The 25,666-nt window shown below is 29.2% G+C and carries 23 protein-coding genes; 7 read left to right on the top strand and 16 right to left on the bottom strand.

The window, feature by feature from the left end; genetic code table 11:
- Window positions 1–242: 242 nt before the first annotated feature.
- Window positions 243–1,544 carry a Cj0814 family flagellar-dependent secreted protein gene (locus tag CQA69_RS00285; protein ID WP_137619844.1) on the top strand — a complete coding sequence of 434 codons (1,302 nt, stop codon included), beginning with the start codon at window positions 243–245 and terminating at the stop codon, window positions 1,542–1,544.
- On the opposite strand, the gene CQA69_RS00290 is transcribed toward CQA69_RS00285, so the two are convergent.
- From CQA69_RS00290 to CQA69_RS00305, 4 genes are read right to left on the bottom strand one after another with little or no spacing between them, the layout of a single operon-like run.
- Window positions 1,541–2,419, bottom strand: coding sequence for an RsmB/NOP family class I SAM-dependent RNA methyltransferase (locus CQA69_RS00290; protein WP_137619845.1), 879 nt, complete (start codon window positions 2,417–2,419; stop codon window positions 1,541–1,543). The genes CQA69_RS00285 and CQA69_RS00290 overlap by 4 nt on opposite strands.
- A complete protein-coding gene (gene ruvX / locus CQA69_RS00295; protein ID WP_137619846.1) occupies window positions 2,409–2,789 on the bottom strand; it encodes a Holliday junction resolvase RuvX in 381 nt (126 codons plus the stop codon). The genes CQA69_RS00290 and ruvX overlap by 11 nt, the downstream gene beginning before the upstream one ends.
- Complete coding sequence (locus CQA69_RS00300) at window positions 2,786–3,562, bottom strand: DNA-processing protein DprA (protein WP_137619847.1); 777 nt, start codon at window positions 3,560–3,562, stop codon at window positions 2,786–2,788. Before CQA69_RS00300 ends, ruvX begins: the two co-directional genes overlap by 4 nt.
- The gene (locus tag CQA69_RS00305) at window positions 3,552–4,694 is read right to left on the bottom strand and encodes a divergent polysaccharide deacetylase family protein (RefSeq protein WP_137619848.1); all 1,143 of its coding nucleotides are present in this window, start codon (window positions 4,692–4,694) and stop codon (window positions 3,552–3,554) included. Before CQA69_RS00305 ends, CQA69_RS00300 begins: the two co-directional genes overlap by 11 nt.
- Window positions 4,695–4,881: 187 nt before the next feature.
- Between CQA69_RS00305 and CQA69_RS00310 the strand changes: the two genes are divergently transcribed.
- Together CQA69_RS00310 and holA are read left to right on the top strand one after the other, a co-directional pair.
- The gene (locus tag CQA69_RS00310) at window positions 4,882–6,819 is read left to right on the top strand and encodes an RNB domain-containing ribonuclease (RefSeq protein ID WP_137619849.1); all 1,938 of its coding nucleotides are present in this window, start codon (window positions 4,882–4,884) and stop codon (window positions 6,817–6,819) included.
- Window positions 6,819–7,784: a DNA polymerase III subunit delta gene (gene holA / locus CQA69_RS00315; RefSeq protein WP_137619850.1), complete on the top strand. Its 966-nt coding sequence runs from the start codon at window positions 6,819–6,821 to the stop codon at window positions 7,782–7,784. Before CQA69_RS00310 ends, holA begins: the two co-directional genes overlap by 1 nt.
- On the opposite strand, the gene hypA is transcribed toward holA, so the two are convergent.
- The 9 genes from hypA to CQA69_RS00360 all read right to left on the bottom strand — a co-directional run bounded on the left by hypA (window position 7,785) and on the right by CQA69_RS00360 (window position 16,942).
- Window positions 7,785–8,129, bottom strand: a complete 345-nt coding sequence (gene hypA / locus CQA69_RS00320) for a hydrogenase maturation nickel metallochaperone HypA (RefSeq protein ID WP_137619851.1) — start codon at window positions 8,127–8,129, stop codon at window positions 7,785–7,787.
- Window positions 8,129–9,103 carry a hydrogenase expression/formation protein HypE gene (hypE, locus tag CQA69_RS00325; RefSeq protein WP_137619852.1) on the bottom strand — a complete coding sequence of 325 codons (975 nt, stop codon included), beginning with the start codon at window positions 9,101–9,103 and terminating at the stop codon, window positions 8,129–8,131. The genes hypA and hypE overlap by 1 nt, the downstream gene beginning before the upstream one ends.
- Window positions 9,100–10,191 carry a hydrogenase formation protein HypD gene (gene hypD / locus CQA69_RS00330; protein WP_137619853.1) on the bottom strand — a complete coding sequence of 364 codons (1,092 nt, stop codon included), beginning with the start codon at window positions 10,189–10,191 and terminating at the stop codon, window positions 9,100–9,102. The genes hypE and hypD overlap by 4 nt, the downstream gene beginning before the upstream one ends.
- On the bottom strand, window positions 10,175–10,456 hold the full coding sequence (locus CQA69_RS00335; RefSeq protein WP_137619854.1) for a HypC/HybG/HupF family hydrogenase formation chaperone: 282 nt from the start codon (window positions 10,454–10,456) through the stop codon (window positions 10,175–10,177). Before CQA69_RS00335 ends, hypD begins: the two co-directional genes overlap by 17 nt.
- On the bottom strand, window positions 10,457–11,191 hold the full coding sequence (hypB, locus tag CQA69_RS00340; protein WP_137619855.1) for a hydrogenase nickel incorporation protein HypB: 735 nt from the start codon (window positions 11,189–11,191) through the stop codon (window positions 10,457–10,459). It abuts the gene before it with no gap.
- Window positions 11,192–11,258: 67 nt separating this feature from the next.
- A complete protein-coding gene (gene hypF, locus CQA69_RS00345) occupies window positions 11,259–13,445 on the bottom strand; it encodes a carbamoyltransferase HypF (RefSeq protein ID WP_137619856.1) in 2,187 nt (728 codons plus the stop codon).
- On the bottom strand, window positions 13,426–14,946 hold the full coding sequence (locus CQA69_RS00350; RefSeq protein ID WP_137619857.1) for a hypothetical protein: 1,521 nt from the start codon (window positions 14,944–14,946) through the stop codon (window positions 13,426–13,428). The genes hypF and CQA69_RS00350 overlap by 20 nt, the downstream gene beginning before the upstream one ends.
- 53 nt (window positions 14,947–14,999) lie before the next feature.
- Window positions 15,000–15,650: a M48 family metallopeptidase gene (locus CQA69_RS00355; protein ID WP_137619858.1), complete on the bottom strand. Its 651-nt coding sequence runs from the start codon at window positions 15,648–15,650 to the stop codon at window positions 15,000–15,002.
- The gene (locus CQA69_RS00360) at window positions 15,626–16,942 is read right to left on the bottom strand and encodes an MATE family efflux transporter (protein WP_137619859.1); all 1,317 of its coding nucleotides are present in this window, start codon (window positions 16,940–16,942) and stop codon (window positions 15,626–15,628) included. Before CQA69_RS00360 ends, CQA69_RS00355 begins: the two co-directional genes overlap by 25 nt.
- A 140-nt stretch (window positions 16,943–17,082) precedes the next feature.
- Between CQA69_RS00360 and ftnA the strand changes: the two genes are divergently transcribed.
- From ftnA to CQA69_RS00380, 4 genes are read left to right on the top strand one after another with little or no spacing between them, the layout of a single operon-like run.
- The gene (gene ftnA / locus CQA69_RS00365; protein ID WP_137619860.1) at window positions 17,083–17,577 is read left to right on the top strand and encodes a non-heme ferritin; all 495 of its coding nucleotides are present in this window, start codon (window positions 17,083–17,085) and stop codon (window positions 17,575–17,577) included.
- A 43-nt stretch (window positions 17,578–17,620) separates the two neighbouring features.
- Window positions 17,621–18,997: an MBOAT family O-acyltransferase gene (locus CQA69_RS00370; RefSeq protein ID WP_137619861.1), complete on the top strand. Its 1,377-nt coding sequence runs from the start codon at window positions 17,621–17,623 to the stop codon at window positions 18,995–18,997.
- Window positions 18,998–19,996 carry an SGNH/GDSL hydrolase family protein gene (locus CQA69_RS00375; RefSeq protein WP_137619862.1) on the top strand — a complete coding sequence of 333 codons (999 nt, stop codon included), beginning with the start codon at window positions 18,998–19,000 and terminating at the stop codon, window positions 19,994–19,996.
- The gene (locus CQA69_RS00380; RefSeq protein WP_137619863.1) at window positions 19,986–21,161 is read left to right on the top strand and encodes a GDSL-type esterase/lipase family protein; all 1,176 of its coding nucleotides are present in this window, start codon (window positions 19,986–19,988) and stop codon (window positions 21,159–21,161) included. Before CQA69_RS00375 ends, CQA69_RS00380 begins: the two co-directional genes overlap by 11 nt.
- Window positions 21,162–21,214: 53 nt before the next feature.
- On the opposite strand, the gene CQA69_RS00385 is transcribed toward CQA69_RS00380, so the two are convergent.
- Genes CQA69_RS00385 through CQA69_RS00395 form a run of 3 tightly spaced genes read right to left on the bottom strand, consistent with a single transcriptional unit; the run spans window position 21,215 to window position 25,663 of the window.
- Window positions 21,215–22,573 carry a TolC family protein gene (locus tag CQA69_RS00385; protein ID WP_137619864.1) on the bottom strand — a complete coding sequence of 453 codons (1,359 nt, stop codon included), beginning with the start codon at window positions 22,571–22,573 and terminating at the stop codon, window positions 21,215–21,217.
- A gap of 1 nt (window position 22,574) precedes the next feature.
- Window positions 22,575–24,503 carry an ABC transporter permease gene (locus CQA69_RS00390; RefSeq protein ID WP_137619865.1) on the bottom strand — a complete coding sequence of 643 codons (1,929 nt, stop codon included), beginning with the start codon at window positions 24,501–24,503 and terminating at the stop codon, window positions 22,575–22,577.
- Window positions 24,503–25,663, bottom strand: coding sequence for an efflux RND transporter periplasmic adaptor subunit (locus CQA69_RS00395; protein WP_137619866.1), 1,161 nt, complete (start codon window positions 25,661–25,663; stop codon window positions 24,503–24,505). Before CQA69_RS00395 ends, CQA69_RS00390 begins: the two co-directional genes overlap by 1 nt.
- Window positions 25,664–25,666 lie beyond the last annotated feature (3 nt).

Genomic DNA, 25,666 nt, shown 5'->3' on the forward strand with positions numbered 1-25,666 from the left:
CCCTTTTCACGATGTGAATTTCTTTTTAAAATACCATAAAATAGGACTTTAAGCTTTTAAAAAATAAAAAAAATATTTATTGTTTTTTAAGTTTCTTTATGAATTTAAAAAATAAATGTGAAAAATTATTAATCACGCTTTTTAAAGCCATTTTAATCCAAACCGGAACACTTCTTGCTTATATTTATTTATAAGATATTTAGATTTGAAGGCAGAACAATTCTAAAATCAAAGGAATAAATATGAGTATCTTCAGTATCAATGATAACTCAAACTATGGCTCTATACTTTCACAAGCAAAAGCTAATAAAGAAAGTAAAGAAAATTCAAAAATAAATTTTGCCAATGCTTTCTTAAAACAAAATGCTACTAAATTAAATGATATAGAAAATAAAAATTCACAAACTTTAATAAGAAGTGAAGTATTAAATTCTACTAACAATAATAATATCAATAAAAACTATTACACTAAAACAAATTCTCCTAATTATGATATATCTAGTGAATTTAAAAACTCTATTTATACTTTAAAATTCAAACAAGCAGATATAAGTAATAATACTTCTACCAATACAGCCTATGGTTATAGTGTAGATAAAGATGGTTATATGGGAGAAGACTTTAATGAAGCTGCAGGATTGCCAAAAGATTTTAAGATACACAAATCTACTTTAGATGAGATAGAGAGGGTAGCTGAAAATAACTTTTATAATGCAAAAATAAAAGAATATCTAGGTGTGGATAAATATTATGATAATATAGATATGGCAAATACTATTAAACAATACTATAATCAATTTAATCAAATTATAAATCATACTTTTAACGATACCAATAAAACAAGTTTTAGTGAAGCAGATTTAAATAGTTTACCTAAAGGTGTAAGTTATTCTAGTAATGACAAAACCATAGGTGTTATGCCAAAAAATTATGATAAATTGCAAATTACAAATTATTACAACACCCAAGAGCAATACGATGAAATGGAACAATTGGGAACGATTGCAAGTATCAATACAGGATTGCAGCCATTAAATTTTACTCCTCAAAGTATGCAAACTCAAAATTTAGATCAAGACAGTGCAAGAGATACTTTTAATCCTGATATGTCATTTTATCCAAAAAATGAAGATGGAACTTATACTAAAGAAAATTTATTTATGAGTTTTTTAAAATCTACAGGTGTGCCACTAAGAGAAGATAGTGCTACTTTAAATCCTAGAATAGAAAGTTATCAAGCAACTATGGCTAAAGAAAGCTTTGATGGATCATTAGCTTCCTTAGATGACATCATGACAGGTAAGGTTGATTTTGCAAGTTTATTAAAAGGCTATGCACAAGATGGTTGGTTTGACGCAGATATTTATGCAATGAAAAAAGGAATTAAATGGCAAAATCACATAGGTTATGGTGGAGCTTGGTTTGATAATCAGTTTAATCAAGCAAAAGCTAACGGCTGGAAAGCAAGTAGTGAAAGTATCAATTCTTATGTTGGATCTATAATGGATAGATTAAATAATCTCATAGGACAAACTAGGGTTTAAGATAATTTTCTAAGTTTAGCTATAAAAAATCCATCATAATCTGAATTTGGAATAATTCTCTTGCATTTTGAAATTTCTTTAAAAGACTCACTTTGCGCATCTTTTGCTATAACATGCTCTAAATTGATATCTAAAATTTCAAGTTTAAATTCGCTTTTTAAGGCATTTTCTATGACTTCTTCATTTTCTTCTTCGGTAAATGTACATGTGCTATAAACAAGCTCTCCACCTACTTTTAAAGCCTTTAATGCAGAATGCAAGAGCTTTTTTTGCGTTTTAGCTATATTTTTTATTTCTTTATAACTTTTTTCTAAATCAAAACCCATTTTTGCAAAAGTCGAACACGGGGCATCAAGTAAGATTTTATCAAATTTTAAAGGGCATAATTTTCCTATTGTTTTACCATCTTTCATAAAGCATTTTGCATTTACTCCATAATTTTGAAGATTTTTTTGCAAAACAAAAAAACGATCCTTGCTGATTTCATTACAAGCTAAATAACCTGTATTTTGCATAAAATTAGCTAGATTAATGCTTTTGCCACCTGGAGTGGCACACATATCTAAAACACTTTCTCCCGCTTTTACGTCCAAATTTAAAGCACATAAATAAGAAGAATAATTTTGTATGTAAAATTTAAATTCATTAAAAGCTTTCATAGAACTTAAAATATTTTTATCTTCAGCTTTAAATAAATAACAATATTGATTGATTTTTTTCCATTCTAAACGAGCATTAAAAAAATCATTTTCTAATTCTTTAGCATTACATCTTAAAGAATTTAAAAAGACGCAAATATTTTTTTTCTTTTCAAAAGAATTTAAAATTTGTGCAAATTCTTTTTCCGTGTAAAGTGCCTTGATCTTAGAGAGCAAAATAATCCCTTATCATAATAAAAGCGGCTAAAGAGTCTAATTTTCCATCTTTTTTTCGAGTATTTACTCTTTGAAATTTTAAAGCCTCTTTGCTTGTGCCGCTTTCATCAACATAGATCACTTCCTTTTTAAATTCAAGTAAAGAAACAAAATGTTCAATACGTCTTTGCATTTCTTCTTCGCTTGAGCCCCCTTTTGGAATACCCACAATCAATAAAGAAATATTATATTCTTGTAATATTTTTTTTATTTCTGCAGCGGCTTGATTGCGATTTTTTCTTAATACAGCGTCAAGCGGAAGTGCTATTTTATCGATACAAAGTGCCACTCCAATACGCTTTAAACCCACATCTAATGCCAATGCTCTCATTTTAAAACTCTTATCCATAAACCCTCGATAGAAATTTTACCCTCAAGTTCATATTCATAGACTTTTTCACCATAAAGTGCTAAAGCCTCATCGACGCTGACACCTTTTTTACAAAAATCCAAAAATTCATCTTGTTTATCTTCATAAACTTTCGCAAACTGGCCAACAAATTCTTTGAAATCATAAATTAACTCCGCTTTTTTTTCTTTTAAAAGAAAATTCGTCCCTGTACTTTCACCAATCCTATGTGGTAAAACATATAAAGGTTTATTTAATTCTATAGCAAGTTTTGCACTTTGCATAGAGCCACTATTAACATCGGCTTGTGCAACTACCACAGCTTCACTTAAGGCAATAATCAAACGATTTCTAAGTAAAAAATCATACTTTTTAGGAATATAATTTTCTTCATATTCACTCAAAGCCAAGGCTTCTTGATATATTTGCTTGATAATTTTTTCATTTGTTTTAGGGTAAATTTGGTTTAAACCATTTGCAAAAATTCCTATCGTATAAGGCATAGCAGCGATACTTGCGCTGATATCAACCCCCAAAGCTCCTCCACTAACTACACAAATTCCTGAATTTTTAAGCATATTTGCCAAAGAAAAAACACAATTTTTCGTATAAACACTCATGCGCCTTGAACCAATAATTGCAATTTTACGCTTCTTTAAAAGCTCTAAATTTCCTTTATAGTAGAGTTTTTTTGGAGGTTTTTTTAAATCTTTAAAAAATTCTAGAAATTCATCACTTAAAATTTTACTTTCCATAAATTTCGCTCAAATAAACCAGCTCTACTTTACTAAGTAATTCTTTACTTTCTTTTAAAGCCTTAAAAGTGTTTTTTCTTGGGTGACCAATGGCAATAGCAAATCCTTTTTTCTGTGCTAATCTCACAGCACTTGCAAGTTGTTTTTTAATATAGGCTACATTATCTTGATTATCTAAAAATACATCTCTTTGTATATAAACCATATTCATTTCTTTAGAAACTTTTAATGCCTTGGAATTACCTATGGTTTTGGAATCTACAAAAAGTAAATTTTGACTTTTTAAAGCTTCATAAAGCTTTCTCATAGCATTTTCATTACTTGTAAATAAACTTCCTGTGTGATTATTGATAAATTTTAGATTTTTAAAATCTTTTTTAATTTGTTTAATCTTTTTATAAATCCTTTCCTTGTTATCATTTGGATTTAAAGTATCAAGTTCTGGTTGATTATAATGAATGGCTGCTAAAGGTAAATGCACCATATAAAAATTAAAACTAGAGGCTAATTTTGGAGTATTTGGATGGTTTTTATCGGGCGGAAAAAAAGAAGGATTGAGTTTTAAATTTACAGCCTTTAAACCTTTTGCCTGACTTGCACTTGCCATATCATCAATAATAATAGCAAGTTTTGGCTTCTTATTTATTTTTTCTTTTTGAATTGGATTAGAGATGATCAAGTTTTTATTAGAGCTTAAATTTGCATCATAGCTTAGGTTTAAGTCATTTAAACTTGTGTTTTGCTCTGTAGTAATGTTTTGCTCTGTAATACTTGTATTTTGTTCTGTAATATTTTTATCTTGAAAGCTTAAATTTGCATCAACAATCTGTGCTTTTTGTTCTAAAATGCTTAAGGAATGGTTATTATCTTTATGATACTCAGTAATTTCATTATTATCTTGAATATAGGAATAATTAAAAACGTTTGCTTCGTCTTGTTTATTATCAGTATTATTATCATAAAATAAAATAGAATTATCTTGTTTTTTTTGCTCTGTTGTAGTTGTATTTATTTTCATGGTATTAGAATTTTGATATTTGATTAAAATTCCCAAAGCTAACGCTACACACAATAAAAAAAGGATAACAATAATTAAAATTTTTTGAATTTGAACTAATTTTTTCTTTGACAAAATATTTTCTTATATTGATAATAAAAATTTAAAATAAATTAGATATTGTAAAAATTTTATACATACATTCTACCTCTTAAAAACAAAAAAATCAAAAGCATAATATTATAACAATTAAAGTATAAATTTCATATTTTTTTTATAAACTTTATGTAAAATTTCTTAAAAATTTACAAAAGCATAATCAATGAAAGAATTTTTAAATAGCTTAAATTACGGCATTAGCATCAATCAAATTAATAATGAATTTAAGCAAACTATAAGAGAACTTTTAGCGAACCAAATCATAAAAGAATATAAAAACAAATTTTATTTAAATAATGGTTTTACCTTTGGAATTCTCGATATTTCAAGCAAAGGAACAGGATTTTTAGAGTGTTTTGATGAGAACTTTAAAAAAGATTTGCTCATTGAGAATAAGAATTTAAAAGGAGCTAATTATAAAGATATCGTTGCTGTTAAGCTTTTACCTATAAAGAAAAAACGACCTAGTGCTAAGGTTGTTTTGGTTTTAAAACGAGCCAATGAAACCTCACTAGTAATCACTAAAAAATACGGCGAAGCAGTGCTTGGAATGAATATTAAAACCGGATTAAGTACCGCCTTAAAAGCCTCTCAAAAATCTTTAAAGGTCTTACCTTTAGGAACAATATTAAAAATAGAAAACGAAAATAATAATATTATAGAAGTTTTAGGACACATTGATGATGAAAAGATCGATGAAAAAATTTCTCTCGCGCTTTTTAATAAAAATAATGAATTTAGCGATACTTGTATTAAAGAAGCTTTAGCAAATGGCGATAGTGTTGATGCGAGTATGTATGAAAACCGCATCGATCTAAGAACTTTGCCATTTTGCACCATAGATCCTATACACGCAAAAGACTTTGATGATGCAATCTATTTTGACACACAAAAACGAGAAATTTACGTAGCTATTGCAGATGTTAGTGAATATGTTTATGCTTATAGTGCTATTGATAAAGAAGCTAGAAATCGTGGATTTTCGATATACTTTCCACATATTGCTATTCCAATGCTTCCTCGTGCTTTGAGTGAAAATATTTGCTCTTTAAAACCTTATGAAGATCGTTTAGTATATTGTTTTAAAATTACATTAAATAACGAATATGAAGTTATTAAAGAAGAACTTTTTGAAGGAATTATTAATTCAAAACGTCGCTTTAATTATGATGAAGTGGATGAAATTTTATCAAAAAAACCGGATCTAAAAGAACATAACTGGCTTTACGAACTTTTTAAAATCACTCAAATTTTACGCAAAAAACGACTTAAAAACGCTTTTGAATTTCGAACAGAAGAACTAAGAATGACTTTAGATCAAAACTTAAGCCTAAAAAACACCCTTTTTGAAAAAGATACACCTTCGCATAATTTAATAGAAGATTGTATGCTTTTAGCTAATAAAGCTGCTGCAAAACTTTTAGGAGATATTGGAATCTTTAGAAATCACTTGAGTGCAGATATAAGAAAAATTAATAGACTTCTCAATGAATTAATCGAACTTGGAATCGATATCAAATTTAACTCCAATCTTCCTAATCTTATACGCGACATTCAAGTTTTAGCCGATGAGCTTAACTTAAGAGCAGAAGTGGATAAGCTTATAATCAAAGCGCAAAAAAAAGCTGAGTATTCAAGTGAAAATCAAGGTCATTTTGGTTTAGGGTTTGATAAATATTCACATTTTACTAGCCCAATTAGAAGATACTCTGATCTTATTTTACACCGCTTGTTAAAAGCCAAACAAAAAAAAGATGAAAGACTATTTAACTATTTGCTTTTAAATATACAAAGCACTTGCGAAAATTTAAGCATACTTGAAAGAGAGGCCGATAAGGTTGCTTTTGATTTTATGGATAGAAAATTTGCAAGATGGGCTGCTAAAAATATAGGAAAGCACTTTAAAGCTTTAATCACGCAAAATGATGGAATTTGTATTGCTAAACTTGATGATGAAATAAAAGGAGCTGATATTATCCTTTATGACACACACGCGAGTTTATTACAAAGAGTAGAAATTCAGATCATAGAAGTAGATATCATTATGGCTAAAATTTATGCTAAAATCACTAAAAATTTAACCGAACTTGAGGCAAAGTAATGTATAGAAAAGATTTGCAAATACTGCTTTCAAAAAATAATTTCCCGAATTTTTTCTTTCTCTATGGGGCTGATAATTTTCAAAGCGAATTGTATGCAAATTTTATAAAGCAAAAATACAATTGTGATGAAAATTTAAAATTGTTTTTTGAAGAATACAATTTTACTAGAGCAAGTGATTTTTTAAGCGGAGGATCGCTTTTTAGCGAAAAAAAACTTTTAGAAATTAAAACAAATAAAAAAATTCCTACAAAAGAACTCAAAATTTTAGTTGAACTTTGTAAAAATAATCAAGATAATTTTTTATTATTGGAATTTTATGATGAAATTTCAAAACAAAGCGATATAGAAAAAATTTTTGAAAACAATTTTGCACGCTTTTTTAAACCAAACAATACAAAAGAAGGGATTGAACTTTTAGCTATGAAAGCAAAAGAGCTAAATATAGAAATCACGCAAAATGCATTATACACCTTGTTTTCAACTTTTGATGAAAATTTATATCTAGCAGCAAGCGAGCTAAACAAATTTATAGGTTTAAAAATCAACGAAAAAGATATAGAACAATACTGCTATAGTTTAAATTCTGGAAATTTTGAAAGCTTTTTTGAAAAAATTATAAAAAGAATCAATTTTCAAAATGAACTTGAAAGAATTTTAGAAAATTACAATGAAATCGCATTACTTAATTACCTAAGTGCTACTTTTTATCGTCTTTTTAAAATTGCTATTTACGCTAAAATCAACGGCAAAATTGATTTTAAAGAACTCTTAGGTTATACCCCTCCTCCTATTATAGGTCAAAACTTAAGCCAACAAGCTTTTAGTCTAAAAATCGAACAATATAAAGAAATTTTTAATCTCTTACTCAAAAGTGAATATGAATTAAAAACAAATTCTAAATTGGTTAAAAAAGAATTTTTAATCTCAAGTTTGTTAGAACTTGCAAGAATTTTAAAGACTTAATCACTCCATAACAAGTCGCATCAGATGCAAATCTTCTCCTTGAATGATCTTATATTCTATACTTTCACAATATGGACATTTAAAAACATTTTCTTCTAAAATGCTATTTTGATTGCATTTTAAACATAAAATTTCAAGCGGAGCAAACTCAATAAAAAGTTGCGCATTTTTGCAAAAAGGTGAATTTTCTCTAAAGGTTTCAAAACAGCGTTTAAAAAGATCAACTTCTATTCCACTTAAACGCCCTATTTTTACATAAATTTCTTGTATATTTTTAGCCTGATTGGCTAAAGCATTTTCTTCGCAAAGATCGATTAAAGATTCTACAATACTAAGTTCGTGCATCAACAAATTCTCGGCAAAAGCTCACCTTTTGGAGCCTCTAAAAAACGCTTTGCTCCAAAAGAATTTTGTAAGATAACACGAGATTTTTTTTCTTCCAAAACTTCACCAATAATATTAGCATTTTTATTATATTTTCTTAAAATTTCTAAAGCTTTTTGTTCATCTTCTTTTTCTACACAAAGTATAAAAGTTCCTTCATTTGCAAGTTCATATGCCTCGTAACCAAAAAGCTCGCAAAGTCCTAATACCTCATCTTGTATGATGACTTTTTCCTCAAAAATTAAAAAATCATTTCCGCTTTGCTTTGCCCACTCATTTAAAACTGCACTCAAACCACCTCTAGTCGCATCACGCATAGCTACAACTTTAATGTTTTTCTCCAAAAGCTCTAAAACTTCTTCACTTAAAGCCTTGCAATCGCTCTTAATATTAGCCTCTAAATGATTTCTTTTGATCAAAACACTCGCACCGTGCCTTCCTATATCTCCAGAAACTAACACACTAAGACCTGCTTTAATATTTTTAGTTTCTTTTTTATCAAGGATTTCTCCTAAAGCTGTTGTATTGATATAAATTTCATCTCCTTTGCCTTTTGGGACAACTTTGGTATCGCCGCATACAAGTAAAACTCCAGCTTTAGAACACTCTTTTTGTATGCTTTGTAAAATTTTATTGAGTTTTTCTATTTCAAAACCTTCCTCTAAAATAAAAGCTAAACTAAGATATTTTGGCTTCGCTCCTACCATTAAAACATCATTTATAGAGCCACAAACACAAAGTTTACCAATATTGATTTCATCATCTAAAAATATAGGATTTAAAACGAAAGAATCTGTACTGAGTGCCAAATTTCCTAAAATTGCCGCATCATTATTTGCATTTAAAATATCGTTGTCAAAAATTTTAAAAAGCTTAGTTAAAAGCTCATTCATTTCTTCTCCGCCGCCACCATGGGCTAAAGAAATATTTTTCATACATTCACCTTTGAATATTTATAATAAGCCGCACAGGCTCCTTCTCCTGAAACCATACAACTTCCTATGGGGCTTCTTGGCGTACAAGCCTTTCCAAAAACTTTACAATCATAAGGCTTAGCTAAACCTCTTAAAATTTGCCCACAAATACAAGCTTTACTCTCATTTTTACTTTGCACCATACAATCAAATTTTTTACTTGCATCAAAATCGCTAAACTCTTCTCTTAATTTCAAGCCACCATTTTCAATAAGCCCTAAACCACGAAATTCAAAATCACATTCTTGAAAATATTTTCTAACCAAAGCTTGTGCCTTTTTATTTCCTTCTTCGCTTACCGCTCTTTTGTATTGATTATACACTTCAAAAGTGCCATTATTGATCTGTCTTACTATATTTAAAATACTTTCCATAATATCAACCGGCTCAAAACCACTTACCGCTATAGGAGTTTTAAACTTAGCTGCTATAGATTTATAAATTCCAAAACCCGTAATAACACTCACATGAGAAGGTCCTAAAAAAGCATTGATTTTAACATTTTCATCATTCATTATTGCTTCAACAGGCGCTGGAACGGTAATATGATTGATATGAAAGAAAATATTTTTCAAATTTAATTCTATAACTTTTTCAAGCAAAAGTGCGCTCATAGGCGTAGTCGTTTCAAAACCTATGGCAAAAAAAATGATATTTTTATTTGGATTTTCTTTAGCGATTTCTAAAACCTCAAGTGGAGAATAAAGCGCTCTAACATCAGCTCCTTTAGCCCTTAAATCAAGTAAAGAAAACTCGCTTCCTGGCACCCTTAAAAGATCTCCTAGAGTGCAGAAAATATTATCCTTCATAGAGGCTAATTTTATAGCCACATCGATGCGATTTCTAGGCATAACACACACGGGGCAACCTGGCCCGTGGATAAAATTAATTTCTTTAGGTAAAATAGAAGGTAGGGCATATTTCATAATGCTATGCGTATGTCCACCACAAATTTCCATAATATTAATCGGAGTTTTAATTTCTTCTTCTATGACTTTTTTTAAAGCTAAAATACTTTGTTTATCTCTAAATTCATCGATGAAATTCATTTAAGCCTAAATCCCCTTCATCGTTTTTTATTTCCCCATTGTTCATTTTTTCTACAATCTCTTGATAAGTTTTTATACTCTCCAAAGCAGATTCTTTATCGATTTTTTCCATAGCAACTCCTACATGGATCAAAACATAATCTCCTTTTTGCAAGGGTTCGTCAATAAGATCTAAATTAACCTTTCTTTTAACACCTAAAGTCTGCACAGTAGCATTATTTAACTCATCAATTTCTAAAATTTCAGATGGGATTGATAAACACATTTAAAAAAGCTCCTTTTTTAATTTCAAAAATTTATACCAAAGTTCCATATTACTTCCATTTTTAGCATCTAAAACTATAACATCTGCTCTTGGACTTAAATTTTTAATAAGCCTAGTTGCCTCCTTGATATCAAAATCAAAATGATGTGCCAAATCTGCTTTTGTAATCAATACAACATCAGCTTTTTTAAACATAACAGGATATTTTTGTGGTTTATCACTTCCTTCGGTTACTGAAAGCAAAACAACATTTAAATGCTCACCCAAATCATAGCTTGCGGGACAAACCAAATTTCCTACATTTTCTACAAAAAGCAAATCCACATCATTAATAGCTAAATGATGCAAAGCATCATGAACCATAAAAGCATCTAAATGACAACTTTGTCCCGTTGTGATTTGATACGCCTCGCACCCTGCATTTTTGATTCTTTGCGCGTCATTATTGGTTTCTAAATCTCCTTCAATCACAGCGATTTTTAATTCATTTTTTAAAGCCTTAATTGTGCTTTCTAAAAGAGTGGTTTTTCCGCTTCCTGGAGAGCTCATTAAATTGATACAAAGAGTATGTGCTTCATTGAAATGACTTCGGTTATGTAAAGCTTGCTCATCATTTTTGCTTAAAATTTTAGAAATCACTTCTATGGTTTTACTCTCTTTTAAACTTGGATTTTCGTGATGATGCATAGAAGAATGTTCGTGAGAATTTATTGAGCATCCACAATCTTTACACATTTTTGCCCCTTATAAAATTTTTGTTCCATTGTATCCTTAAAAGTATTAAATTTTAATGAGTTAAAAATTAATCTTTTTTTAAAAAATGCACCATCTGACCTAAAGCTATAGAACTGTCATTGCAAGGATATTTTAAAGGCATAAAAAAATCAAATTTATTAGCTTTTAAAATCTCAATTAAAGTTTTATTTTGAAAAACTCCACCGCTTAAAATCACTTCTAAATCATAATTTTGACTATATTCTATAATAAAATTCGCTAAAGCATTAAGCATACCTGTAACAGCTTTACTTTTTTCATCCCTTAAAGCACCTAAAATAAGTTCTTTAAAATTAATTTTTCCATTTTCTACATAAAGTTTATAAGAAAAATCTAGATCTTTTTTATAAAAACTTTCACACATAAGACCAATTTGTGCTTCATAAGAACTTTGTTCTAAATCAAAAACAATAGCTCCAAAAGCATCAATAATACGCCCTAAAGAACTTGTTTTAAGAGTAGAATTTGTATAAATTTTTTTAAGATTTTTAAGTTTAACTTGAGAAATTTTACTCAAAAAATCTTGAGCAAAATTTTCTAAATCATAATGCCAGATTACACTTAAAGCCAAATTATATATATTTTTTATATCAGCATTGATCAGTTTAAAATCGTCAAAATGAGCAATTCTTTCATACTCTTTTAAGTTGGCTATAAAAATCTCTCCTCCCCAAATACTTCCATCATCGCCATAACCCGTTCCATCCCAAACAAATCCTAAAGCCTTTTCATCTTTTTTGAAATTTTCTTCATATTCAAAATAAGCCGCACAAAAATGTGCATAATGATGCTGAATTTTAAATGTTTGTTTAAAATCTTTTGTATATAAAAAATGAGGGTGTTTATCACAGATAATAGCATCGAATTTTAAATCATAGTTTTGCTGAAAAAAATTCAAAAGTTTAAAAAATCTCTCGTAAGTATCTACACCTTTCAAGTCTCCAATATAAGGAGAAATTAAAAATTTATTTTCATAGAAAATCACGAATTCGTTTTTAAGCTCCGATCCTAAAGCTAAAAAAGTTCCTTTTTTATTAAAATTAGACTCTATATAATAAGGATTTATCCCCCTAGAAGTACGCAAAAACATAATATCATCACCTATAACTTGAGCGATGCTATCATCACTTGAGTTAAAAATTTCTCTATCATAATCTAGATAATAATCAAACACTTGATCCAATTTAGCTTTTAAATCGTATTCATCTTTAATAATACTTTCGCCACTTAAATTCGCACTTGTTGCTACAAGAACGCCTTTAAAATATTCAAAAAGCAAAAGGTGTAAAGGAGTATAAGCAAGCATAACTCCTAATTTATCAATATCAGGAGCAATTAAAGAAAAATCTTTTTTTGATTTTAAAATAACAATAGGCGCAAGCACTCCACTGATTAATTCTTCTTCGCTCTTGCTTAAAAATGCAAGTTCTTTGACGCTTTCTATATTTTTACACATTAGGGCAAAGGGTTTTTTAGGGCGATTTTTTCTTATTCTTAGCTCATCTAAAGCTTTTTCATTAGAGGCATCACACATTAGATGAAAACCACCCGTTCCTTTGATCGCAAGAATACTTCCTTGCTTTAAAAGCTTTGCACACTCAATAAAAGCATTTTCATCTGTAGATAAAATTTCACCTTGGTTGTTTTTCAAATACACAGAAATTTTGCATTCAGGACAACTAATGGGCTGAGCGTGAAAGCGACGATTTGAAGGATTTTTGTATTCATTTTGACAAAAATCGCACATTATAAATTCACTCATTGTAGTGTTGATTCTATCATAAGGCAAATTTTTTATGATGCTAAATCTTGGCCCACAATGCGTACAAGTGATAAAAGGATAATGAAAACGTTTATTATTGGGATCATAAAATTCATTTTTGCATTCTTTACAAAGTGCAAAATCACTTAACATAGGAGTTGTTTTTGCACTTTGCTCTGAAGGAGCGATAGAAAAACAATTATAAGCTTTTAAAGTGTCTTTTAAAATATTAATTTTATCTATTCTTGCAAGAGGCGGTAAATTGTTTTTTAATTGCTTAATAAATTCAAGGCATTCTTCATAGGAGCAAAGAAGTAAAACTTCTACTCCAAAACCATCATTTTTTACTTCCCCTAAAAGCTTAAGCTTAAGCGCTAATTCATAGACTAAAGGACGAAATCCCACACCTTGGACTAGTCCTGAAATCTTGATTTTAAATCCTAAGTGGGACATCGCTTAATTTACAATCTTTAAGATGTTTTAAAGTATTTTTAAGCAAAGACTTATGTTCAAATAAAGATCCGCTTACAATAGCTATTTCAGCTTGTTTTTTTTCTCTTAGTTCATCATACACATCACGCAAAAAATAACTCAAACTCTCCACCGCTCCATAAGCGATATTGGTACTATCAACTCCTGCGAGCATAAAACTCATAGCAGAACGCAAAGTTCTTGTATAATCAAAACTTTTATCCTCTTTCAAACGATAATCTATCTTGACTCCACGCGGCATTTTGGTTTCATCAGCTATTTTTAAAAGCTTTTCTCCAGCAGTATTAAAATTTTCATCCAAATTTAAAATTCTTCCTAAAATGCAAAATAAAGAATAAAAATTATTTTTTAAAACGAAATCTTCACTTAAAAGTGGAAACTCTTTCGAAAAATTGGATAGAAGTTTGGTTCCAAGTTCATCTTCTTGAATTTGCTCATAAAGTTTTTGAGAACTACTAGGTAAAGAAAATTGCAATAAATTCAATTCTTTATTAACAAGCAAAATATCTTCATAATCTTTACTAAGCTCCAAAACAAAGGCTTCTTGCTTGAAGCGACTTAAGATATAAGAAATTCTTGCCATATTTTTATCTTCTTTAGAAAAAATAAGCTCTCTTGCTTTATGGTTGATAAATTCAAAACCTTCCAAAACAACAACTTTTTCATCTAAACTCATCACTTCAAAATCTTTTGATTTTTTTTCGATCTTTTTAACGCTTAAAAAATGAAAATCTTGATTGTAAAGTCCATAGCATAAAGCAAAACTAAACAAATCTTGTGCCAAAGCAAGTTTAAATTCACTTAGGTCTAAATCATATTTTTTTCTAAACATTGCATTCAATCTTAACTTGATTAAAGGCTTTTCTAAACTTGCAAGGAGTTTTAAATTCTCATTAGAACAAACAAAAATCGCTTGGATGGCTTTTATATCGCAAGCCATCAAAAAATCACACTCGAATTCTCCATCAAAAAGTTTTAGCTTGTAGTTTCCTTTATGATTTTTAAGATAAATTTCTTGCTTATTTTTTAGTCTTTGTAAGGCTTTTTCTAGAAGCATGCAAAAATTATTTTTATCTATTTTTTCAAAACTCAAACCATCAAGCGAAAACTCATTTTCACAAAAAATATCCCACTCATTAGCTAAAAGTTCTTTTTTTTCTACGTAAGCACTTGAATTTAAATGCGTAATATAGGGAAATTTTTCACAATCATCAATGCAAAAATCTAAATTATTTAAATTTTTTGCCGCTCTTACATCAAATTTCTTTAAGAAAACACTATTGCTCATACCCTTTAAATTCTCACAAAAAGAATTTAATTCATCTTCGCTACCCTCGATTTGAAATATAATTTTATCTTCTTGCTTATCAAAACTATATCGATATTCTTTTGCGTAAAATTTTAAAAGATATAAAAAATAATCATTATCCCCAATATACTCAAACTCAAATTCTAAAACCAAACCATTTTCCTTAATTTATTTATTCCATAAGTATAGCAAAAATTTTAATCAAATTACTTTTTAAATTCTTTTTCTCTTTCTCTAAAATCTTTCATATAAAATGCTAAAAAATTATAAAATTCTTGACTATGGTTAGGATATTTCAAATGCGCTATTTCATGCAAAATAACATATTCTATAGCTTTTAAACTTTTTTCTAAAAGCTTTAAATTTAGATTAATATACCTTTTTTTATGATTACAAGAACCCCAGCGTGTTTTCATTTTCTTAATGCTTAAATGTGTATAGCTAAGCTTGGTTTTCTGAGTCCATTTTTTAAGATAAAAAAGAAAAATAATTTTTGAATTTTTCTTTAAAAACGACTCAAATCCCGACCTTGAAGGAGTATAAATTTCATTCTTTAAAATTTTTGTTTTGAAAAGATTTTCTTTTAAAACCAATCGATATTTTTTGCCTAAAAAATAAACTTGGCTTTCATCATCTATTACCCTATTTTGAAATTTTAACCACGTTTTTTTGATCCAGTTTTCATTTTTGATTAAAAATCTTTCAATATCCTCTAAAGCATAATTATAAGGTAAACTTAAATGAAATTCACCTTTTTCATTTAACCTTAAATATACATTTTTAATGGATTTTTTTTGATAAAAAAATACCCATTCTCTCCAAAAAAATTCCTTTATACCAAAGCTTTGCCTTGCCATTTTTTACTTTTCCATCTATAAGCATTTACAAGCCCTCGTAAAGATTCATCGGCACAATACCCTATCCAAATTCCTAAAATTCCAAGATTATAATGAAAACAAAGTATATATCCCACAGGCAAAGAAACTCCTAACATAAATACCATACCACTAAAAAATGGAAATTTCGCATCTCCACTCGCCCTTAAAGCGTTTACCATAACGATATTAAAAGTTCGTGCGATTTCAAGAAAAATAGAAAGTGTAAATAAAGGAAGCATAATCTCTCTAAGAACTTGTTTTAAATCTAAAAGATTCATAGTAAAATCTTTTAAACTATAATGAATTAATACAACCAAAATTGTAACTATAACACTAAAATAAAGCGCTTGCCAAGTATGCTTATAGGCTATATTTTCATGTCTTGCACCTACTAATTTTCCTACGATAATCTCATTAGCCACGCTCATTGCAATCCCAACCATCATAATCAATAAAGATAATTGAAAATAAATCGTTTGGACGCTAAGATTTTCTTTTCCAAGACTTGCAACAAAACTAAAACTAATGATATATTGACTGATCCAAATAAGATTTTCTCCAGCTGAAAATCCCCCTATACTGAAAACTTTTTTTAAAACATCCTTTTCAAGTTTTAACATCTCTTTGATTTTTAGATGAATTTTAAGCTTATAAACTACGATTAAAAACATAGCAATGACTGCAACCACTCTAGCAACGATATTGCTCACCCCTACTCCAAAAAGTTCGAGTTGGGTAAAATGAAGAACATAAAAGTTCCCAATAACCACAATAATATCCATCATAAAACCAACCAACATTACCCAATAAGCTTTATTATAAACTCTAATAATTGCTGATAGTATCAAACCAACTGCATCAAAAACAAGGCATATGGCAAGCATATCAAGATAATTTTGGCTATCTTTTAATAATTCTTGAGGTATATTTAAGAGATGAAGCAAAAACTCACTTTGCCATAAAATAAAACTCCCACAAACCAAACCAACAAGCAAATTCAAAAACAAACTTTGATGGATAACTTTTCGAGCTAAGGCTGTATCTTTTGCACCGATCGCTTGAGCAACAACAACACTACATCCCACACTTAAAAAACTAAAAACGGTGATAAATAAATCAATAATTTCATTACCAGCACCCATAGCTCCAACTAAATTATTAGAATAATGAGACACCATGGCAGTACTAGCAATAACACTGAGAAATCTAAAAAATAAATCCCAGAAAATAGGAATGCTAAGCTTAGATAAAGAAAACTGCTTTTTGGCCATTTTGTTTATTTCCTAATCATAATAAATTAGATTTTAACGAAATTTTTCTTAAATCTTATAAATTATGGTTAAATTAAAATAAAAATAATAAAAAATTAGATATATTACCATATAAAATATTTAGTGTTTAAGGAGAGAAAATGCTTTCAAAAGAAGTGGTAAGATTACTTAATGAACAAGTCAATAAAGAAATGTATGCGGCAAATTTATACCTTAGTATGAGTTCTTGGTGCTATGAAAATAGTTTTGATGGTGCAGGGTCATTTTTGTTTGCTCACGCAAGTGAAGAAAGTGAACACGCAAAAAAACTCATAACTTATCTTAATGAAACAGATTCTCACGTTGAGCTTAAAGAAGTTAAACAACCTGAACAAAATTTTGCTTCTTTGCTAGATGTTTTTGAAAAAACATATGCTCATGAACAAAGCATTACAAAATCTATCAACGAACTTGTAGAACATATGCTTGCCAATAAAGACTATTCTACTTTTAATTTTTTGCAATGGTATGTAAGTGAACAGCATGAAGAAGAAGCACTTTTCCGTGGTATAGTTGATAAAATAAAACTCATCGGCGAAAGTGGAAATGGTTTATATTTAGCTGATCAATACATCAAAAATATAAAACTAAAATAAAAATTTTGCCAACAAGGTAAAATAATATTGATTTGGATATTATATGACTTATTTTTCTTTAGAATTTAGCATCTTGATGATAGTGTTTTTTGCTATCTACTGGTTATTTCATGATGATTATAAAATACAAAATATTTCAATTTTAATTTTTTCTTATATTATTTATATTTTAATCAATCCTTATTTTGCCTTAATTTTATTTGTATATACCTTTTTTATACATTATTTTGCCTTATTGATTTTTGTCCGTAGAAAATGTTATATCTTTGCTACTTGTGTGGCTTTTATTATTTTAAATTTATGTTTTTTCAAGTATTTTTCAAGCATAAAAACCAGCTTTGATCTTGTAATGAATTTTTTCGGCTTGGATTTTATCAATTTAGATATCATATTCCCAATAGGAATTAGTTTTTACACCTTTGCTTCCATTACTTATCTTGTAGAAGTTCATAAAAAACGTCGCTTAGAAAGCTTTCTCAATTTAGCCATATTTTTATCCTTCTTTCCTACCCTGCTTTCAGGGCCAATTATGCGAAGTTCATTCTTTTTTGAGCAAGCTTATAAAAAACGCGAATTTAAACACGCGGATTTGATTATAGTTTTACTTATTTTTGGTATAGTTAAAAAAGTTCTCATAGCTAACTACTTAGGAATTTATTCTAAAAGTATTTTAGATTTTCCACAATCTTATAATTTTGTCCAACTTCTCAGTGCAGTTTATGCATATGCTGTCCAAATTTATTGTGATTTTAGCGGTTATGTGGATTTAGTATGCGCTTTTGCATTGATGTTAGGTTTTAACCTACCGCTTAACTTTAATATGCCTTATCTCTCAAAAAATCTTAAAGAATTTTGGTCAAGATGGCATATTAGTCTTTCAATATTTATAAAAGATTATATTTATATTCCATTAGGGGGAAGTAAAAAAGGCTTGCCACGTACCATAGCAAATATCTTTATAGCTTTTGCACTCTCGGGTATATGGCATGGAAATACTTTAGGTTTTTTAATTTGGGGTTTATTGCACGGTATTGGCATTGCTTTTTTACATTTATTAGCCTTAACAAAATTTAGCTTACAAAAAATTCCAGCTCTTGGAAGATTTTTAACCTTTCAATTTGTATGTTTTGCTTGGATTTTCTTTTATTATAATAAAGCCTTAGAAGATTTAATAGAATATTTTAAAGCTTGCTATTATAATTTTTTCCAAGTGCCAAGTTATAACGACATCTATGTTCTTGTAAGCTTTGCTATTCTTTTTATGATTTATCCTTTGTTTGTTAATTTTAGAGAATATTGTGTAAAAATTTTAAACCTTACTCCATTTTTACTAAAGCCTTTTATTATCGCCTTTATTTTACTTTTGGTATTTGCTTTTATGCCAGATGGAATTCCTGATTTTATTTACTCGAGTTTTTAAATGAAAATAGTTAAATTTTTCTTTATTTTAGTAACGGTGTTTTTGTTAGTTTTAATTGTTATGAATCAAAGTATTAGTTTATATATAGAACAAAAATATCATTTTATATTCTATCCGCAAAATGATATTTTAAAGGAAGCAAATGGTTTTAAAATTAAACTAGAACAAATTCGCGCCATACTTAGCAACGAACCCTTACCTAGAGAAAATATAGAAATAGAAACTCAAGTAAATAATAAAACTATTGATATTGACAATCATACAGATTTAAATACTAGCGTGGAACAAAATTTTAACAAAACAGCACAAGAAGAAAATACTACTCTCGAACACAATATCAATTTTTCCAACCATACTCGATTAGAAGTGGATCCAAATCAAGAGTTTTTATTTATAGGTGATTCTTTAATGCAAGGAGTTGCAGTAGCTTTAAATAAAAATTTAAGAAATTTAGGCTTAAAGGCAACGGATATAAGTAGGCAAAATACAGGACTTTCTTATAAATCTTATTTTAATTGGGCGCAAGCTACAAAAGAAACGCTTTCTAAAAATCCTAATATAAAATATCTAGTTATTTTACTAGGGGCAAATGATCCTTGGGATATAAAAAAAGGAGGAAATTATCTTCATTTTGGAACTCCACCTTGGAAAGAGATTTATACGAGTCGTGTAGATGAAATTATCAAAATAGCTCAAAAGCATAAAGTTAAAATTTTATGGTTTGAAATTCCTCCAGTTAAAAAAGATAGTTTAAATAAAAAAATACAAATCTTAAACGAGATTTACAATCAAGAGCTTGTTAAAAACAAAGAAATTTTCATCAATACTAAACTGTCTTTTAGCGTCGATAATGAATACTCCACCTATATCAAAGATGAAAACAACAAAAGCATAAAAATGAGAACGGATGATGGAATTCATTTTACATCCAATGGTGCAAAGGTTATGTCAAAACTTTTATTAGATCATATAGAAGTTAAGGACAAAAATGTTAGCTAGTAGATTAAAAATATTTTTTTTCTTTCTTGCGTTTTTTACTAATTTATATGCAAGCAATATAAACGATGACATTACAGAACAAATACTCAAACAAGCTAAAAATCATCCCGCTTTAAAAAGTTATGTTCCACAAAAGGATTTAAAAACCTTAGAAAAAAAACTTAAGAATAAAAAAAATATAAGTATTAGAATTTTTGGTGATTCGCACATGGCTGCCGATTTTTTTCCAAGAGTACTTAGAGGCTATCTGATTAAATCCAATGCGATCGGTTTTGCTCACGCATTACAACCTAAATATCAACAAAATTTAAATCTCAAATACTCTTACAAGAACTTTGAAATTCTAAATTCTAAAAGCGCTGCAAACGCAAAACTCAACTTTCCCTTAGGTGGTATCATAGCAAAAGCCAAAGAAAAAGGTGCTAAAATCAATCTTGATACAACCTTAGATAAAAAAAAATTTCAAATAGGATTTTTATTTAAGGCCAAGTATAACACTAGTGCCTTTAATATAAAAGATTCTCAAGGCAAAAATTTCCAATTACGCTCTTTTAAAATCAACAAATGGTCATATAAAAAACTTGAACTAACCTTTCCTTTGGAAATTACAGCTTTACAAAAAAATGCCGAACTTGGGGGATATTTTATTAGCAATGAAAAAGACAATTCTTTTTTAGATACAGTCGCTATCAATGGTGCTAAAAGCGATATATGGCTTTCTTGGAACCCGTCTGTCGTCAAAAATGAATTAAAACTTTTACACAATGATTTAATCATACTTGCGTATGGCTCCAATGATGCACTCTTTAAAGGTTTTGAAAAACAAAAATTTAAAAACAATCTTAAACATTGGATAAAAACACTTAAAAACTACAATAAAAATGCCATTATTATGCTGATCTCTCCTCCAACTGTAGTGCAAAAAAAAGGAAAAAAGTATGTTTTAGCTGATAATTTTTTTACCATACGAAAAACTCTTTATGAAATTGCAAAAGAAGAAAAAACCTTCATTTTCGACATGCATGAATTTATGAAAGATAGTGGAGGCAAAAACGAGTGGATAAAACAAAAACTTTCATTAAAAGATGTTCATCTTACCGTGAAAGGTTATGAGTTAATGGCTAAAAAAATGCTCGAAGATTTAAAAAAATATATACATTATTAACAAAAGCTTGTACTAATTAAAAATTTTAAACCAAACACTTTAAAGATAGAGATTTAATAATTTTTTTCATCTACACTCAAAGCTGTGATTTGATAATACAAATTAATCGTTTTTAAAAGATTAAATCTTGCTCTTAAAAGCTCTTGATCGCTAGAATTTAAAGCGTTAGAAGCATCTAAATAATCCTTTAATTCACTTTTTCCTAAATTATATTTTTCATAATAAGCTTTTTCAATTAATCTTTGTTTTGCATTGATACTTTCTAAATTTTTCAAAAGCAAAAGATCGCTTTGATAGTCTTTATAATTAAGTTTGTATTCATTGATCGCACTTTGTAGAATTTGCTCATATTCTACCAAAAGTTTATCATACTCAAATTCTGAAATTTTGATATTTTGACGCACTCTTCCATAATCAAGAAAAGGAAGAGAAATTTTGATATTTCCACTTAAAATTTCAAATTTAAAACTATCATTAAAATTTTCATCACTGCCATTTAAAATTCCACCCAAAGAAATACTTGGCAATATAGATTTTTGCATGGAAGTGTAATCTTTAAAAGCGGATTTTAGATTGTTAATCTTAGCTTGTACATCTGGACGATAAGCAAGTGCTTTTAAAGGAATATTAAATTCAGGTTTTAACTCTTTAAAATCAGATAAAGACAAGGTTTTAAAATACTCTATATAAGAAAATCCTTCTTCTTTACCTAATAAATCTTGCAAATTTTTTATCAATAAATTTATATTTTGCTCATTGTTTAAAAGATTTTGCTTTGCTTTTAAAGCACTTTGCTCTAGATTCAGTAAATCAAGCTTTTCTATTTTTCCAAGTTCGTATTTATAAGCGTAAAGTTCTTGCATTTGGGTTAAATTTTTAAGATATTGCTGAAGTAAATTTTGTACATCATTAAAATACGCAAGTTCAAAAACATCATTTAAAGCTGTATTAACCATGCTGATTTTTAAATTTTGCAAATCATATTCACTTGCTTTTGCACTAAATTCACTTGCTTTTGCGCTATCTCTTATTTTTCCATAAATATCAAGCTCATAACTTAAATTTAAAGAGTTATTGAAGTTTTTGCTTTCTAAGCCCGAATTTAAATTTTTACTTTTTCCAAAACCCAAACTCGCACTCAAGCTAGGATATAGATCATAATCGATCAAATCCGCTCTTGCCAAAGCACTAAGCAGATTAAGCCTTGCTGTTTTAAGATTGCTATTATTTTTCAAGATATAAGTTATAAACTCATCTAATTTTTCATTACCATACGCCTTATACCAATCATAACTTATATTTAAATCTTTCAAGTCCTTTTGATCGATTTTAATTTCTTCTTTTGGTAAAACAAGTTTTGCTCCACAAGCACTTAGAAAAATGCTTAGAAAAATGCTTAGAAAAATTTTCATTTTATTCCTTCGATAAAGCACTAATAGGATTTAAATTCGCTGCATTTCTCGCAGGGAAAAATCCAAAGATAACGCCAATTAACATAGAGCTTAAAAGTCCTAAAAGCACTGAGTAAAAATTCAAGATCATAGGAAAATCTGTACTTAAGTGATTAAAAGCAAAAATCACAAACACCGATAAAATCACACCCAAAACCGCTCCTATGGTACATATCATCACAGCCTCAATTAAAAATTGCATCATAATATCTTCTCTTCTAGCACCTATTGCCATACGAATTCCGATCTCTCTTGTCCTTTCACTCACCGAAACAAGCATAATATTCATCACGCCAATCCCTCCAACGATGAGTGCGATGACTGCAACACAAGCTGTAAGTATAGTCGTTGTTTTTTTATTTGCCGTAATAGCCTGTTTGAAAGTATCAGAATTGAAAGTAAAAAAATCCTTTTGCCCTCTTTTGATGGTTAAAACGCGTATAATGGCATTTTCAGCCAAGCTAGAATTTACATTATCTTTCACTTTGATGACAATTTCACGCAATTTTCTATCACCTGTAATCTTATTCATAAGCGTTGTATAAGGCATATAAAGACGTACAACATTGTCTTCAAACATCTTATTTTGATCTTTTTGCAAAATTCCTATAATTTTAAAAGGTTGAGAGTTAAATATCACCACTCGTCCTATCACATCTTTTTTATTCAAATCAGGAAATAAATTCTTTTTAGCATTAAAATCAAGCACAACGACATTTAAGCTATTAAGCACATCATCTTCGCTTAAAATTCTTCCTACATCAATTTTTAAGCCATCAATAGCAAAATTATTAACCCCAACCCCTTCAGCCTTAGCACTCAAGGATATATTAGTATAAGTTGCCACGCCTGAAGTACTAGAGTACGCATCTACTGCCTCAAGATAACTCAAACTCCTTAAAGTCTGTAAATCGCTAAAATTAAGTCTCGTTTTACCTGAACGCAAATCACCAAACCCCTTACCTGGTAAAACAGTTATACTGCTTGTTCCAAGATCTGAAATCGATTTTAAAACTTTTTCTTGCGAACCAAGTCCTAAAGCCACAACGCAAACCACAGAGGCAATACCTATAATAATACCAAGCATCGTTAAAATGGAACGTAATTTATGTGCGATTATAGAAGAATAAGCGATCTTAAAACACTCAAAAGCTTGATTTTTAAGTAAAGTTAGAGTCTTTTTTTCCTTTTGCATTATTTTGGGTAAAACTTCTTGAAGATTAGTTTCATCTTTCTTGCTATCGCTTAAAATTTCACCATCTTTGATTTCTATCACCCTTTTAGCTTGTTCTGCAATTTTTGGATCGTGAGTTACTAAAACTATGGTATGACCTTGCTTGTTTAATTCTTGTAAAATTTCAAGCACCATAATCCCACTTTTACTATCTAAAGCTCCCGTTGGCTCATCAGCTAAAATCAACTCTCCGCCATTCATCAAAGCTCTTGCTATAGAAACACGTTGCTGTTGCCCTCCACTTAATTCATTTGGTTTAGAACTAAGTTTATGCCCTAATTCAAGATTAGCTAAAAGCTCTTTGGCTTTTTGTTTTCTTTCCTGCACACTTTTACCTGCATATACAGCGGGCAAAGAAACATTTTCACTAGAATTAAGCAAATTTAAAAGATTGTAACGTTGAAAAATAAAACCTATTTTTTCACGTCTTAATCTTGCTTTTTCATCATTATTAAGCTTTGTGACTTCATATTCTTCAAGGATATAACTTCCACTACTTGGAACATCTAAAGTTCCTATAATGTTTAGCAAAGAAGTCTTGCCGCTCCCACTTTGTCCGATGATTGCTACAAATTCTCCTTTTTCTATACAAAGGCTTACATTTTTTAAAATAGCATTCTCACCTATATTTTTACAAATATTTTTTAAGTAAATCATCAAAATCTCAATTTCATCGTAGATGCAAGTCCATCCGCACTAGAACTAACTATCAAATTCTCATTTTCATTCACGCCTTCTAAAATTTGAGTATTGATAGAATCTTTAATGCCAAGTTTCACATATTTTTTAACCGCTTGCTCATTTTCCAAAACCTCGACATAATAACCATTATCATCATTTTTTATTGCATAACTTGGAACAACGATCACATCTTTAGCACTCGCTACAACAATTTCATTTTGAACGCTCATTCCTATACGTAAAAAATTATCTTTATTGGGAACATAAAATTTCGCATAATAATAAATCGCATTAGAAGTGGAATTAGAAGAACTAGAACTAGAATTTGAGCTAGAATCACTCACCTCGGTATCGGCTGGATCTATACTTGCTATTTTTGCCTGATAAGTTTTTTGAGGATCATTAAGCAAAGAAAAATTAATTTCTGTTCCTACTTTGATCTTACTTACATCTGCTTCTGCTATCTCCATTTTTACTTCCATTTCGTCCAAATTAGCAATGCGAACTATAGTAGGAGTATTTTGATTTGCATTCACGGTCTGTCCCTCTTCAACAGCAGTATTGATAATAACTCCGTCCATAGGTGCAGTTATGGTTGTATAATCCAAATCTTTTTGAGCATTTTTAAGTGTGATTTCAAGCTGAACTACTTGTGCATTAAGATCAGCAACGCTTGCTCTTAAAGCATAATAATTATTTTTTTGAGTTTCTAAATTTTCTAAAGAAGTCGCCTTTAAAGCGTAAAGCTTCTTTTCTCTTTCGTATTGCTTCAAAGCAATATCTAAGGCGATTTTTTTACTTTCTAAATTCGCTTTAGCACTTTGAAGTTGTGCTTTTGTAATATCTAAATCATTTTGCTGCTTGTCTTTATCAATTTGTGCGATCAAATCTCCTTGTTTTACACGAGATCCTACATCTACATAAAGTTTTACAATTTGTCCGCTAACCTGTGCACCTACATCAACTTGATCCTTAGCATAAACCTTTCCGATGGCTTCTATGGATTGAGATATATTGTCTCTTTGTATTTTTTGAGTGAGGTAAATTACCTTTTCCTTATCATAAAAAAACCAATAATAAACCCCGCCAAGAATAACAATCAAAAACACTACTATAAAAATAATCTTTTTTTTCATCAA

This window comes from Campylobacter estrildidarum (assembly GCF_005406205.1).
In the GTDB taxonomy this organism is placed as follows: Bacteria; Campylobacterota; Campylobacteria; order Campylobacterales; family Campylobacteraceae; genus Campylobacter_D; species Campylobacter_D estrildidarum.

What these genes read in the sequence shown, in the direction of transcription:
- CQA69_RS00285 (WP_137619844.1), top strand. Translation starts at nt 243, where the DNA reads ATGAGTATCTTCAGTATCAATGATAACTCAAACTATGGCTCTATACTT.
- ruvX (WP_137619846.1), bottom strand. Translation starts at nt 2,789, where the DNA reads ATGAGAGCATTGGCATTAGATGTGGGTTTAAAGCGTATTGGAGTGGCA.
- CQA69_RS00300 (WP_137619847.1), bottom strand. Translation starts at nt 3,562, where the DNA reads ATGGAAAGTAAAATTTTAAGTGATGAATTTCTAGAATTTTTTAAAGAT.
- CQA69_RS00310 (WP_137619849.1), top strand. Translation starts at nt 4,882, where the DNA reads ATGAAAGAATTTTTAAATAGCTTAAATTACGGCATTAGCATCAATCAA.
- holA (WP_137619850.1), top strand. Translation starts at nt 6,819, where the DNA reads ATGTATAGAAAAGATTTGCAAATACTGCTTTCAAAAAATAATTTCCCG.
- hypA (WP_137619851.1), bottom strand. Translation starts at nt 8,129, where the DNA reads ATGCACGAACTTAGTATTGTAGAATCTTTAATCGATCTTTGCGAAGAA.
- hypE (WP_137619852.1), bottom strand. Translation starts at nt 9,103, where the DNA reads ATGAAAAATATTTCTTTAGCCCATGGTGGCGGCGGAGAAGAAATGAAT.
- hypD (WP_137619853.1), bottom strand. Translation starts at nt 10,191, where the DNA reads ATGAATTTCATCGATGAATTTAGAGATAAACAAAGTATTTTAGCTTTA.
- CQA69_RS00335 (WP_137619854.1), bottom strand. Translation starts at nt 10,456, where the DNA reads ATGTGTTTATCAATCCCATCTGAAATTTTAGAAATTGATGAGTTAAAT.
- hypB (WP_137619855.1), bottom strand. Translation starts at nt 11,191, where the DNA reads ATGTGTAAAGATTGTGGATGCTCAATAAATTCTCACGAACATTCTTCT.
- hypF (WP_137619856.1), bottom strand. Translation starts at nt 13,445, where the DNA reads ATGTCCCACTTAGGATTTAAAATCAAGATTTCAGGACTAGTCCAAGGT.
- CQA69_RS00355 (WP_137619858.1), bottom strand. Translation starts at nt 15,650, where the DNA reads ATGGCAAGGCAAAGCTTTGGTATAAAGGAATTTTTTTGGAGAGAATGG.
- CQA69_RS00360 (WP_137619859.1), bottom strand. Translation starts at nt 16,942, where the DNA reads ATGGCCAAAAAGCAGTTTTCTTTATCTAAGCTTAGCATTCCTATTTTC.
- ftnA (WP_137619860.1), top strand. Translation starts at nt 17,083, where the DNA reads ATGCTTTCAAAAGAAGTGGTAAGATTACTTAATGAACAAGTCAATAAA.
- CQA69_RS00370 (WP_137619861.1), top strand. Translation starts at nt 17,621, where the DNA reads ATGACTTATTTTTCTTTAGAATTTAGCATCTTGATGATAGTGTTTTTT.
- CQA69_RS00375 (WP_137619862.1), top strand. Translation starts at nt 18,998, where the DNA reads ATGAAAATAGTTAAATTTTTCTTTATTTTAGTAACGGTGTTTTTGTTA.
- CQA69_RS00380 (WP_137619863.1), top strand. Translation starts at nt 19,986, where the DNA reads ATGTTAGCTAGTAGATTAAAAATATTTTTTTTCTTTCTTGCGTTTTTT.
- CQA69_RS00385 (WP_137619864.1), bottom strand. Translation starts at nt 22,573, where the DNA reads ATGAAAATTTTTCTAAGCATTTTTCTAAGCATTTTTCTAAGTGCTTGT.
- CQA69_RS00390 (WP_137619865.1), bottom strand. Translation starts at nt 24,503, where the DNA reads ATGATTTACTTAAAAAATATTTGTAAAAATATAGGTGAGAATGCTATT.
- CQA69_RS00395 (WP_137619866.1), bottom strand. Translation starts at nt 25,663, where the DNA reads ATGAAAAAAAAGATTATTTTTATAGTAGTGTTTTTGATTGTTATTCTT.